10 protein-coding genes and 1 pseudogene are annotated in these 13677 nt (G+C 35.5%); 7 read left to right on the top strand and 4 right to left on the bottom strand.

What is annotated here, in order from left to right; all coding sequences use genetic code 11:
* Positions 1–2 precede the first annotated feature (2 nt).
* Together GUU89_RS12705 and GUU89_RS12700 are read right to left on the bottom strand one after the other, a co-directional pair.
* Positions 3–530, bottom strand: coding sequence for a KdsC family phosphatase (locus tag GUU89_RS12705; RefSeq protein ID WP_162128268.1), 528 nt, complete (start codon positions 528–530; stop codon positions 3–5).
* A complete protein-coding gene (locus GUU89_RS12700; RefSeq protein WP_162128267.1) occupies positions 514–1275 on the bottom strand; it encodes a Rossmann-like and DUF2520 domain-containing protein in 762 nt (253 codons plus the stop codon). Before GUU89_RS12700 ends, GUU89_RS12705 begins: the two co-directional genes overlap by 17 nt.
* A gap of 193 nt (positions 1276–1468) precedes the next feature.
* Between GUU89_RS12700 and ccsA the strand changes: the two genes are divergently transcribed.
* Positions 1469–4549, top strand: coding sequence for a cytochrome c biogenesis protein CcsA (ccsA, locus tag GUU89_RS12695; protein WP_162128687.1), 3081 nt, complete (start codon positions 1469–1471; stop codon positions 4547–4549).
* A 49-nt stretch (positions 4550–4598) separates the two neighbouring features.
* Here ccsA and GUU89_RS12690 read toward each other — a convergent pair whose 3' ends face one another.
* Together GUU89_RS12690 and GUU89_RS12685 are read right to left on the bottom strand one after the other, a co-directional pair.
* Entirely contained in the window at positions 4599–5387 is a 789-nt protein-coding gene (locus GUU89_RS12690; protein WP_162128266.1) for an anti-sigma factor, read from the bottom strand.
* Positions 5388–5917, bottom strand: a pseudogene (locus GUU89_RS12685) (RNA polymerase sigma factor). It abuts the gene before it with no gap.
* A 142-nt stretch (positions 5918–6059) separates the two neighbouring features.
* On the opposite strand from GUU89_RS12685, the gene GUU89_RS15180 reads away from it, so the two are divergent.
* The 6 genes from GUU89_RS15180 to GUU89_RS12655 all read left to right on the top strand — a co-directional run bounded on the left by GUU89_RS15180 (position 6060) and on the right by GUU89_RS12655 (position 13669).
* Positions 6060–6710, top strand: a complete 651-nt coding sequence (locus GUU89_RS15180; RefSeq protein ID WP_162128265.1) for a DUF4331 family protein — start codon at positions 6060–6062, stop codon at positions 6708–6710.
* A gap of 17 nt (positions 6711–6727) precedes the next feature.
* Positions 6728–7294 (top strand): DUF4331 family protein, encoded by a 567-nt coding sequence (locus tag GUU89_RS15175; RefSeq protein WP_162128264.1) that lies wholly within the window; start codon positions 6728–6730, stop codon positions 7292–7294.
* Positions 7295–7360: 66 nt separating this feature from the next.
* Positions 7361–8656, top strand: a complete 1296-nt coding sequence (locus tag GUU89_RS12670; protein WP_162128263.1) for a tetratricopeptide repeat protein — start codon at positions 7361–7363, stop codon at positions 8654–8656.
* A gap of 26 nt (positions 8657–8682) precedes the next feature.
* Positions 8683–10857 carry a TonB-dependent receptor gene (locus tag GUU89_RS12665; protein WP_235922043.1) on the top strand — a complete coding sequence of 725 codons (2175 nt, stop codon included), beginning with the start codon at positions 8683–8685 and terminating at the stop codon, positions 10855–10857.
* A gap of 315 nt (positions 10858–11172) precedes the next feature.
* The gene (locus GUU89_RS12660) at positions 11173–11775 is read left to right on the top strand and encodes a glutathione peroxidase (RefSeq protein ID WP_162128262.1); all 603 of its coding nucleotides are present in this window, start codon (positions 11173–11175) and stop codon (positions 11773–11775) included.
* Positions 11776–11950: 175 nt separating this feature from the next.
* On the top strand, positions 11951–13669 hold the full coding sequence (locus tag GUU89_RS12655; RefSeq protein WP_162128261.1) for an ATP-binding protein: 1719 nt from the start codon (positions 11951–11953) through the stop codon (positions 13667–13669).
* Positions 13670–13677: the final 8 nt, after the last annotated feature.

The following is a 13677-nucleotide window of genomic DNA, read 5'->3' as shown; positions in this document are numbered from 1 at the left end:
ATTTAATCGTGTTTTCCGTTATAATACAAGTGCCATTTGCCTTGAACTTTCATCACTTGTTCAATCATTTCGCGCACAGCGCCTTTCCCGCCTTTTTTGTGTGAAATGTATTTGGAAATTGCCTTAATTTCAGGGCTGGCATCTTGTGGACACGTAGGCAAACCCACCAATTGCATTACATGATAATCGGGAATGTCATCCCCCATATACAGTACTCGTTCCGGATCAATATTGTACAATTCGGTATATTCTTTGAAAGTAGCCACTTTATCCGGCGAAGCCAAATGAATATCGGTAATGCCTAAATTTTTCAAGCGAATACGAACGCCTTCGTTGTTTCCTCCCGATATAATGCAAACGTTATAACCACTTTCGATAGCCGCTTTCATCGCAAATCCGTCGCGAATATTCATGATGCGAAGCATTTCTCCGGTAGGTGTAATATGTACGGTACTATCAGTCAAAACGCCGTCTACATCAAAGATGAAAGTAGAGATGTTGTTTAATATTTCTTTATAGCTTTTTCCCATTATCGATAATTGATTTTGTTAGCAGTTTATAAATTTCTTTTTGATGGTCATCGGTTAAAAAGGCCAAATGCGTATTAATCGTTTGCGAATCTTGTCGCTTAGCTGGTCCGGTTTGGGCTTCCGCAGGTGAAAGAGTCAAAATTTTATCCGCCGTTTCCTGAATTAAAGGCTTTAAAATCGCAAAGTCTAGTTGGTTTTCGGTGCAAATGGTTTCGCCAATCTGATACAAATGATTGACAAAATTGGAAACAAAAACGGCCGCGACATGCAGGGCTTTTCTTTGCTCGGAATTGATGCGGTAAATCACGTTTGATATAGCTTTGGCAACCGTTTCCAGTGTATTATAATCACCATCGTTTTCGGTTTCTAAACAAATAGGAACCACTTTAAAGTTAATGGCTTTGGCTTTGGAAAACGTTTGTAAAGGATAAAAAACACCTCGACGGTTTTTAGCATTTAAAGCTTCCATAGCCACACTTCCCGAGGTATGCACTACCAGTTGATTTTCAAACGGAATTTGATTCGAAACCTCACTAATGGCATCATCAATTACTGCTATGATGATTAGGTCGACCTTTTGCAGTTTATTAAAATCAGAGATGATTTGGTGAGCAGATACCAAATGTGCCACTGTTTCCGGTTGTCTTGAAAACACCTGAACCAACTCAACAGCAGTCGTTTGACTGAACGCTTGTATCAGATGCTGGGCCACATTTCCGGAACCAATAAGTGTTACTCGAATCATGTGGCTAAATTATCGAAAAATAGTTTTATTTTTTATTTTAAATCAAAGAAATCCACAACTCTTAAAAAAGAATTAAAACCCAAAAAATATGAAGCATAAATCTATTTATTTACGCTATTTTTGTAGCACTTTTTTAAAAAATATTCCACCTCATGGAAAAAAAATATACTCCATTTTATTCTCCACACGTTTAATGGCGATTTTGTTTCTTGGTTTTGCCGTAGCCATGGCCGCAGGAACGTTCATCGAAAGTAAATACAATACTGATACCGCACGAATTTGGGTGTACAACGCTTGGTGGTTTGAAGCTATAATGCTGTTCTTTATGATTAATTTCATAGGAAACATTAAACGCTATCAATTGTACAAAAAAGAAAAATGGGCCACACTCTTGCTGCATTTGTCTTTTATTTTCATCATCACCGGTGCTTTTATCACAAGGTACATTAGCTACGAAGGAATGATGCCTATACGAGAAGGTGCCACTTCCAATCAGCTTTATTCGGATAAATGCTATTTGACCGTTTTTGTTGATGGAATGTACGAAGGCAGTTTGAAACGCCGCATTTTTGAAAAACCTATGCTGTTGTCACCGGTAACGAATAACTATTTTTCCATTAACGAGAAATTTGCGACTATACCGTTTGAAATAGAATACAAAAACTACGTCTTAGATGCCAAAGAAACCATCAAAGAAGACGACAAAGGCGAGGTATACCTTAAGTTGGTTGAATCGGGTGATGGGATGCGTCATGAGCACATGCTGAAAGAAGGCGAAATTCAAGACATTCACAACATGTTGTTTGCGGTCAATAAACCCACCAAAGGCGCAATCAATATTGATACTAAAGCCAATACCATTACTTCTCCTTTTGAAGGACAGTTTATGCGAATGGCAGATCGATTGCAAGGAAAAGTTGGTAAAGATTCGGTTCAACCGCTAATGTATCGCTCGTTATACAATGTGGGCGGTACTCAGTTTGTACTCCCGGATGCACCTAAAAAAGGATTTAAATCTTTTGAAGCCAGTGGGAACTACAAACCCAAAAACGGCACAGATGCGTTAACAGTAATCCTTAAATCAGAAGGGAAGGAACAGGAGGTAACACTAATTGGTTCTAAAGGAAAACAAGGAGAACCCAAAGTGTATAAACTCGGTAAATTAGAATTTACATTGAGCTACGGCAGCAAAGTATATGAATTGCCGTTCAGTTTGAAACTAATTGATTTTATTGCACAAAAATACCCGGGAACTGAGAAGAGTTTCTCTGCTTTTGAAAGTAGAGTGACTGTTATAGATTCAACTAAAAAGTTTGATGCCCGAATTTATATGAATCATATTTTAGATTACAAAGGATTCCGATTTTTCCAAGCTTCATTTGATCCCGATGAAAAAGGAACGGTACTTTCTGTAAATCACGATTTCTGGGGAACAACCATTACCTATCTGGGTTATTTCTTATTGTTCTTCTGTTTGATGGCCATTATGTTTGTCAAAAAATCACGCTTTGCCGATTTGAAGCGAAAGCTGGAAAACGTAAAAAATAAAAAAGCTAAAATGGCTTCGATGGTAATTTTGTTAGTGTCCTTTAATGGGTTGGCGCAAAATCATCCGCATCAAAGCAAAGACATTAACTACTTGGACTCTATTCTTTCATATAAAGTTCCGGAAAAACAGGCCGAGCAATTTGGTCGACTCATCATTCAGGATGCCGGCGGTAGAATGAAACCGGTTAATACTTTTTCCTCTGAATTGTTGCGAAAAGTCAGCCACAGTGATACTTATAACGGAATGAATGCCGACCAGGTGTTGCTATCCATGAAGCAGTTTCCGTTTGCTTGGATTGAATTGCCGTTGATTTATGTAAAACCCGGTAACGACAGTATTCGAAAAATAATTGGCGTAGAGGCCGAAATGAAGTTTATTCCGTTCAAGAAGTTTTTTGATGCCAAAGGCAATTACAAATTAGCGCCATACTTAGAAGAAGCCTATAAAACGGCCAATCCCAATCAGTTTGAAAAAGATTTTGTAGAAACGGATAAGAAGATCAACCTGATGAACAGCGCTTTGTTTGGCAGCATTTTAAAAATTTATCCGATTCCGAATGACAAAAACAATAAATGGGTTTCTAATTTAGAAATTAGTCAAACTACCGGAACGGCATTAGACACTATTAAAAACGCATTTCCTTACTATTTGGAATCCTTATCCTTAGCCAAAAAATCGAAAAATTATACCATGGCCAATACCATGCTTAATGGTATGATTGCTTATCAAAAGAAATTTGGTAAAACGGTACGTCCTTCGGATCAAAAGATTGATTATGAGATTTTATACAACAAATACGATGTCTTCCAAAAGTTACCGTATTGGTACATAACCGCAGCAGCTTTGATGTTTGTATTAGTCATCATTCAAATATTTAAAGACCGAAAAATTTTAAGAATAACCATCAACGGGTTGCATGTTATAATCGGATTGCTGTTTGCTTTGCATACCTTAGGATTAATCGCTCGTTGGTATATTTCAGGCCATGCGCCTTGGAGTAATGCTTACGAAGCTATTGTATATGTAGCTTGGGCCACCATGTTCTTCGGTTTGGCTTTTGATCGAAAATCAAAATTAACCGTGGCCTCTTCGGCTTTTGTAACAGCAATGATACTAACGGCTGCTTACGCCAACTGGATTGATCCGGAAATAGCCAACCTGCAACCGGTATTGAATTCTTATTGGTTAATGATTCACGTAGCGGTAATCGTAGCGAGTTACGGACCGTTTGCTTTGGGGATGATATTAGGTTTTGTGTCTTTGGTATTGATTTTCTTTACCACCGAAAAGAACAAAGCCAAAATGGAATTGAACATCAAAGAAATCACTTATATCAATGAAATGGCGTTGACCGTTGGGTTGATAATGTTAACCATCGGAAACTTTTTGGGAGGCCAATGGGCTAACGAGAGTTGGGGAAGATACTGGGGCTGGGATCCTAAAGAAACTTGGGCATTAATCAGTATTATGGTGTATGCTTTTGTTATACATGCCCGTTTTGTGCCGGCTATGCGCAATAAATGGTTGTTTAATTTAATGGCGATGTACGCTTTTGTATCTATATTGTTTACTTATTATGGGGTGAATTTCCATTTGGTAGGGTTACATTCCTATGCCAGCGGTGAAGCTAAATCACTGGGTTGGATTTGGTACACATTGGGCACTATGACTTTTATAGGAGCCTTAGCCTATCCGAAATACAGAAAACATTACAGAAAGAAATAAAAAAAGTCCCGAATCATCGGGACTTTTTTGTTAAGGGTTATTTCTGAAATTATACTTTTCCTAAAGTATAGAGTTGCTCCATAGTTGGTGAGGCACTTCCGCCGGCAGGTTCCAATGTAATTCCGAAGGCTTCGGCACCACTGGTTTTAGCTACAGCAAATACCTTACTCGAGTTGTCTTTGAAGTTACCCAAAAGACCAATACTGGTTGGTGTAAGTTGCGGTTGCAGTTTGAGTGACCAAATTTGATATACTTTACCTTCCGGTGGTTCCGGTAAACCGCTGGCATCAACATAGACCACTTGGGTTTGTTGGTTCCAATAAATTTTGGCTTTAGCGGTTGGTGCAGCTGCTTGTCCACCCAAAGCTACCACAGTGTTATTCTCGTCACGGATGACATTCAATACCGTTTCGGTAGTTTTATTTTTGGATTCCAAGTTTACAACAGTTTCCTGCAGTTTTGACTTTTCGGTTTGTATGGTATTGATTTGCTCTTTGCTCTCATTCAATTTTGAATATTGAAAACCAATCCCTATCAACAATACTATAGAAGCCGCCCAACCAACATAGGTTGCCGTATTGCTTCTTGATTTCAAGTCTATAACTTTACCGTGTTTCAATTCCAATTGCGCTTTGATTTTTTCAAATTGGCTGTGCGAAAGGAAAGGCGAGAAGCTGCTGGAAAGGTTGATAATGGCCTTTTCTATAGACAGAATTTCTGTTTTTATTTCCGGATTTTTATTGGCCATAGCATTCACTTCATCATTTTCTGATTCGCTGAGCAAACCATAAACATAAAGCTCTAATATTCCGGATTCGATATATTCTTTTGTTTCCATTTATATTTTTAAAAAAGTTCGTAGGTCGTTCATGCACATTCTATTTTGGGTTTTTACAGTTCCTAAAGGAATCGCTAATTCCTCTGACGCTTCCTGTTGCGTGTATCCTTTGAAAAACAGTAAGTCAATGATTTGAATACATTTGGGTTTTAATTTATTTACAAATTCCCTGATACCGATGGTATCTATTCTGCTCGTCAGCTTATTACTGTCATCCAACAGATGTACGAAATTATCAGAAGAGAGGTTTTTTGACTGTTGTTAAACCCTTTAGAACGCAATTTGTCAATGGCAGTATTCCTGGTGATGTTGAGCATCCAGGTGTACAGTCTTCCTTTACTTTGATTGTAGCTGTCAATGTTCTTCCAAATTTTTACAAATACCTCTTGAAGTACATCTTCGGCTTCTTCTCGATCTTTTATTAAATTGGTTATAATACTGAAAAGGCTTTTAGAATACATGTCATAAAGTGTAGTAAAAGCTTTTTCTTCCTTTCTTAAAAGTAATGGTAATAATTCTTCTTGTGTCATACCTAGTTTTTTATTAACGTAAAAATAAGAATCTTTTTATTTAAAACCCATATTTATATTTAATTAAAAATTTAACATTTTTTTAAACCAATTGTAATTCAATACCGTACATGATTGTATTAACGTCAAAATAATAACAACAATGAAAAAAATCAAGTTACTTTTAGGCTTGTCGCTGGTAGCGATTTCAGGTCTAATTTTCGTAGCTGCCGATCATGCTGATGCACCGGCAGTAACAGGTAATGCTTCAGACATTACAGATGTTTATGCTTTTCAAGGGCAAAACACTAACAATTTAGTTTTTGTAGTAAATACTCAAGGACTATTATCTCCTGGTGCAACAGCTGCTGCACAATTTAGTGAGAATGTATTAACCGAAATCAACATTGACAACAATGGTGATAATCTAGAAGATTTGGTAATTCAGGCAATTAGAAAAAACGATAAGATGTATTTCTTTGGTCCTTTTGCTACCAAAACAACCGGAACTACTAGTACAATAAATACAACTGCTACAGCAGGAAGTGTTGAAATTACGCCATACGGTGGCTCTGCCATTGTTAAAAGTCAGAACGGGATGAAATATTTTGCGGGTCCGAGAGATGATCCTTTCTTTTTTGATTTAGGTCAATTTAAATCTATTTTAACTGGAAATGCTTCAGGATTTAACAATCCTGGTACCGATACTTTTGCGGGCACCAATGTATTAGCTCTTGTAGTCGAAGTGCCAAAGTCTATGTTAGGAACTTCATCTTCCATTAATATGTGGGCTGAAACAAAAACAAAACAATAACAATAAATCTGAGAATTATGAAAACAATTAATTTTAAAATAGTCGCTCTTTCCTTAACGTTTGCAGCTACTTTCTTTGTGGGATGCAGTAATGATGAAAATTCTTCTATAAATGACTCGGATGCTCGTTATGGGGTTAATTTCGAAGGAACCTTTGTACAACAAGACCAAATGGCAAGACCAGCAATCAATACCGTATTCATTGCTTCCGGTGCACCAAAAGATGCTTTTAATGCAACTATTCCTTCTCAAATGGGAGCTGCGTATCAATCCATTTTTCAATCAAGATTGTTAGCCTTAAATCCGGGATATACAACCAATGCTTTGGGACTTGATGCTGCAACGTTTACAGGAGTTTTAGCTACTGATGTTTTAAACGTAAGTAAAACTGCTCCGACAACTTTCTTTGATGGAACTAATGTGTTAACAGGAAGAGCATTGGCAGATGATGTGATTGATGTAGAACTTCTACTAATTTTTGGTGGACCGAATGGCACAGATAATGCAGGGTTAACATCTGACCATGTTAATAGTAATGATAAACCATTTTCATCTTCATTTCCTTATTTAGCGTCAGCTTGGTAAAATAATTAACAAGAGCGTAGTTAATATTCTGCGCTCTTGTTTTTTAAACAAATAAAACAAAACAAAATGAAAGCTATTAAAACCCTAGCCGTCTTGTTATTCTTTGGTTTATTATCCACAAGTTGTGATAAAAAGCAAGACAAAATAACACAAGCGAAAGATTACGATAAATACTTGGTAGACGATAAAAACCAAAACTTAGCATTTGTAAAAAAAGAAATTGATTTTTGGCAAACCAAATATGACAAAGCTCCGAATCAAATTAGTTACCTAAGTATTCTGGCTTCTAATTATAGCAAACTTTTCGAAATTACCGGAAATATTGATTATTTGGCAAAAGCAGAAACTTTACTAAAACAATCAAATGAAACCTACAAATACAGCAGTGTTGGAACTTTACGAGCATTAGCCAGAAATTATATTTCGCAACATAAGTTCAGAGAATCATTAGAGTTAGCAAATAAAGCATTAACCATTGGAGAAGGACAAAAAGAGACTCAAAAATTGCTTTTCGATGTTCAAATGGAATTAGGGAATTATGCAGCGGCAAAGAAAAGCTTAGATATTTTGAGTGACAATGCTGATTTTGATTACTTAATTCGTGCGGCCAAATGGAACGATCATTTGGGCGATTTGAAAACAACCATTGCGCTTATGGAAAAAGCCAAAGGCAAAGCAGAAGCATTTAATAATAAATACTTAAAAATTTGGACTTATTCCAATCTTGGTGATTTTAATGGTCATGATGGAAATATTAAAAAAGCATATGAATATTATCTCAAAACCTTAGCGCTTGATCCCAATAACAGCTATGCTTTAAAAGGAATTGCTTGGATTGTTTTTTCATATGAAAAAGATACTAAGGAGGCAAAGCGAATAATTGATATTGTTTCAAAGAGACATAATTCTCCCGACTTCTATCTGTTGAAAGCACAAATTGCCGAATATGAAAATGATAGTTCTTCAAAATATACAAACCTGACAGCATACTCAAAGTTACTCAAAAACAAACATTATGGTGCCATGTATAACAGTTATAACGTCATTCTATTTGCTGAGGAAGATTCGACCAAACAAAGAGCATTAGAAATAGCGCAGGAAGAAGTGGAGCATAGACCCACTCCGGTTTCCTATGATTTATTGGCTTGGTCATACTATAATTTAGGTAAAAAGGAAAAAGCTCTTGAAATAGTAGAAAAATATGTGGTCGGAAAATCATTTGAACCAAAGTTAAATTATCATTTAGCTGTATTATACAAAGCCAACAATAAACTGAATGAAGTTAATCCAATTAAAGAGGAATTAATGAAAAGCACTTTTGAATTGGGACCAAATCTCGAAAGAAAAATAATTAATTTGTGATGAAATGCTTATTGATTTTCTCTTTTATGTCAGCATCAATTTTCAGTTATGGACAAGTCCATAGGGGAATTGTTATTGATAGCATTGGTAACCCAATTGAAAATGCCTATATCATAAATGAGAAATCAAATACACATGCCCATAGTAATGAGTTTGGTACCTTCAGTATAGATAAAACAAGCTTAGATGATGTTCTCTCAATAAATGCATTAGGTTATAAAAAAAGCAATTACATAGTAAATGCAAATGAAAGTAAGATTGTTTTAGAAGAAGATATTTATAAGCTGGAACAAGTAATTATTCAACCCAAAATGTCAGCAATGAATGTCATTTCCAAAATGGATCTGATGACTAATCCTGTGAATTCTTCCCAAGAAATTCTAAGAAAAGTACCGGGCTTGTTTATCGGACAACATGCGGGTGGCGGCAAAGCAGAACAAATCTTTCTTAGGGGTTTTGATATTGATCACGGAACCGATATCGCTGTTTCAGTAGACGGAATGCCGGTTAATATGGTTTCTCATGCTCACGGACAGGGCTATGCCGATTTACATTTTGTTATTCCGGAAACGGTCGAAAAAATTGATTTTGGCAAAGGAACGTATTATGCTGCTAAAGGTGATTTCACTACTGCTGGGTATGTAAGTTTTCAAACAAAGGAAAAGACAGATAAAAGTTTTATTAGTTTTGAAGCCGGTCAATTCAATACGTTGAGAACCGTTAGTGTAATTAATCTGTTTGAAAACAACAGAAATAAGAATGCGTATATCGCCACAGAATACATCCTAACAGACGGTCCTTTTGATTCACCTCAAAATTTTAAACGAATTAACCTCTTCGGAAAATATACAGGAATTTTTGAAGACAATAGTAAGTTTTCTATTCAAGTTTCAAGGTTTACCAGTAATTGGAATGCTTCCGGGCAAATTCCTCAAAGATTAGTTGATAATGGAACTATAGACCGCTTTGGTGCTGTTGATAATACGGAAGGTGGGAATACTTCTCGAACCAATGTTAACTTCATCATTTTAAAACCACTTTCAGAAAAGACATTTATTAAAGCCAATTCCTATTACACTTACTATGATTTTGAATTGTACTCTAACTTTACTTTCTTCTTATTAGATCCAATAAATGGGGACCAATTACGGCAAAAGGAAAAACGAAATATCTATGGTTTTAATGCAGAAATTAATTCAAAACCGGAAAATTCCTTGTATCAACTTGGTATAGGCTATCGAACAGATGATACTTCAAACACAGAGTTATCCCATACAGTGGGCAGATATACAACACTGGAAAAAATCCAATTGGGAGATATTAACCAATCTACCATGTTTGCCTATGGTAGTGCTGAATTTGATTTTGGTAAATTTAAAATAAACCCAGCTATTCGTTTGGATTATTTTAAATTCCTTTATCATGATAGATTAGCTAATAGTTACCAAATCCAAGCGGTTGATAAAATAAAAGTATCCCCGAAATTGAATTTCATTTATGCCCAAAATAACAATCTGCAATGGTATTTAAAATCCGGATTGGGATTTCATTCTAATGACACTAGGGTAGTGGTAGCACAAATTGGAAAAAAAACCTTGCCAACGGCCATTGGTGCTGATTTAGGAACTATTTTCAAACCAGTTCCAAAATTAGTAATTAATACCGCTTTATGGTATTTGTTTTTAGAGCAGGAGTTTGTATATGTCGGCGATGCAGGAATTGTTGAGCCAAGCGGAAGAACTAAAAGAACCGGAATTGATTTAGGTATTCGTTATCAAATTAAGGATTGGCTATTTTTTGATGCTGACTTAAATTATACACACGCAAGAAGTATTGACGAGCCATCGGGTCAAGATTATGTTCCGTTAGCCCCTGATTTTACTTCAACTGGTGGATTTAGTATTAACAATTTAAAAAGATTTTCAGGAGGTCTACATTGTCGTTTTCTAAAATCAAGATCTGCGAATGAAGATAATTCTATTGTTGCCAAAGGATATTGCATCACCGATATAAATATTAATTACGAGTATAAAAACCTTGTCTTTGGTTTATCGATTGAAAATATTTTCAATGTTGAATGGAATGAAACTCAGTTTGCTACCGAATCGAGGCTACAAAATGAAGGTCAGTCCGTAACGGAAATTCATTTTACACCGGGCACACCATTGTTTATAAAAAGTAAAATACAGTTCCGATTTTAAATGAAATAACGGGATTGATTTATGGACAAAGATTAACTAAATTGAAGTAGGCCTATGTCAGTTTATTTAACAAAATTTTATCATTTGTCCATATGGGGGAAATAGGGAATCACTTGTTTCACTATTCAATAAAGGAAAAATCTGCTATGAGATTGTTTCATTTTGTTTTGGTTGGTAGAAGATAAATTTCTATCATGTTTTGTTGGGAACTCAGTGGTTTTAAAAAACCATTGAGTTCTTTTTTTTAATAAAAATTTAGGGATTGTATAACATCAAACTCTTGAATAATCAGTAATTTTATAAAAAATTTAAAAAATGAAAAGACTTTTGACACTAAGTTGTGGGTTAATGTTGCTTTGGAGTTGCCAAAATAACGCCCAAACTAAATCGGTTGCAGCAACCACAAAAAATACTACCATGAATGCAGAAACAAAAACAGAAACAATTTACCAGTTTAAAGTTACCGACTTGTACGGAAAACAATTCGACTTTTCGAGCTTAAAAGGAAAGAAGATACTTGTGGTAAACACCGCTTCGGAATGTGGATTAACCCCACAGTACAAAGATTTGGAAGCGATTTATGAAAAATATCAAGACAAAAACTTTGTAATCGTTGGGTTTCCGGCCAATAACTTTGGTGCACAGGAACCCGGAAATGACAGTCAGATAGCGCAGTTTTGCAAAATGAATTATGGGGTGACGTTCCCAATGATGAGTAAGATTTCGGTAAAAGGAGAGGATAAACATGACGTTTATAAATTTTTAACCGAAAAAAGCCGAAACGGCTTGCAGGATAGTGAAGTTGAGTGGAATTTTCAAAAATACTTAATCAATGAGAAAGGCGAATTAGAGAAAGTGTTATCGCCAAGAGTCTTACCAACAGATGAAGCCATAGTAGGTTGGATTAACGCAAAATAAAAGAATAAACCCTTTTTATACAAACCCGATGGAGAAATTCATCGGGTTTTTTAGTAGCTGTGGTTTAAATTTTAGAGTCATAAATTGCCTTTTGTCTGTTTTTGAAAGCAGTTTACCCTGATTCTTTTTTTGATTCGGGAATTTGTTATTTATTTAAAGTCAATAAAGTAAACGTATGTCATTTTCATTATTGAAAAAGAAAACCTTTCTCTTTCTACTTCTTTCAGTAGTGTTTACTTCCTATTCTCAAAAATCAACTACCCGTTTTACTGCCTTTAACAGTGCATTTAGAGAGTTTGAAAAAGATAAAAAATTTGACAGCATTGCTTTTCTGATTAGTAAATTTTCAGAAAATGAAAACCTTTCTCGCTATGAATTAGCCGGACTCAATTATTACAAAAGCATTTATTATAAAAGAGTCTGCCGGTATAACGAAGCGGTGGCTTACAGTCAAAAATCGCTCGAATATTGTAATGAAAAAACTGTGTCCTCCGACTTCAAAAAACGAAATTATATCAATTTGGCGGATATTTATTATACCGAATTAAAATTTGAATTAGCCTATCAATATGCTTTGAAAGCCAAACAATTACATCAAAGTAGTTTTTATGATATAGACAATCATTGTATGCTGGGTTATTGCTTAACGCTACAGCGGAAATACAAAGAAAGTTTGGCTGAATTTGAAACGGCATTACAGCTGACCAAAAAGTATAATGACTATTGTAAGATTCCCGAAGTTACCAGTAAAATGGCTGAAGTATATGATAAAATGAGGCATGTAAAACAGGCCTTATATACCGTTGATTTAGCAGTCAAACAAGCTGATTCGTGTAAAGAACTGGTAAACAGTATTAATACCCGAAAAGCACAATACAAAATTCTGCAAAATAATGCTTACTATAAGGAAGCCAACGAGTTGTATGACACCATAATTTTGTTAGAAGGTAAGTATGCCCTAAATGTGCGCAACCAAAATATGGATGAGTTGGAAGCCCAGTACCAAAACAACTTAAAGACCGAAAAGAACAATTCCTTAAAGCTGATTAATAAAAAAAATGACCAGATTATTCGAAACCAAAGAATCGTTTTGGTGGCTACTGTTTTTGCTATTTTGGCATTTTGTGTATTGATTTTCTATTTGTTACGCCTTTCTAAAAAACAAAAGTTAACCAATTTAGAATTGGAGAAACAAAAAGCACAAATTGAAAATAATAACAAAGAATTAATACAGTTCAATCTGTTGCATCAGAAGATATTTTCAGTTATCTCGCACGATTTCAAAGGACCAATAACCACTTTAAAACTATTACTTTCCAATAAAGAAGTTGAAAAATCAGAAAACTCAATGATTGCGACTTATATGAAAGATGTGGGATTACAACTGGAACAGTCGGATGCCATGCTTGAAAGTTTGCTGGATTGGGCCAAAACAGAGTTGAAAGTTAGCGTAACTAATGTGGTGGAAATAAAACTCAAACTCTTTGTTGACGAAATAATCAAACAATCCACCAACAAGGCAAAAGAAAAAAGTATTACTATTTTGAATGCTATTGCTGAGGAGGAGCTTATTGTTTTTCCTCCCGAGGTTTTAAAAATTGTTTTAAGAAACGTAGTCAACAATGCTCTTAAGTTTTCAAACCCCAATAGCACTGTTGAAATATATTGCATAGAAAACAGTATTAAAATCAGGGATTATGGTTGCGGTATTCCTGAGAAAAAAATGAACAAGTTATTTCACCAAGTAATCAATCCGGGGTTAGGAACCCAACAGGAGTCAGGGTTTGGTTTAGGATTGTATCTTTCTTATGAATTAATGCAAAAACATAAAGGCACTATCCTGGCAGAAAATCACCAAATGGGAGGTTGCACCTTTTCGATAGTATTGCCATAGTTGGGGAA

The organism is Flavobacterium phycosphaerae, assembly GCF_010119235.1.
GTDB classification, from domain to species: Bacteria; Bacteroidota; Bacteroidia; order Flavobacteriales; family Flavobacteriaceae; genus Flavobacterium; species Flavobacterium phycosphaerae.
The sequence above is the reverse complement of the archived record's forward strand: the minus strand, read 5'-3'. Positions and strand labels throughout refer to the sequence as shown.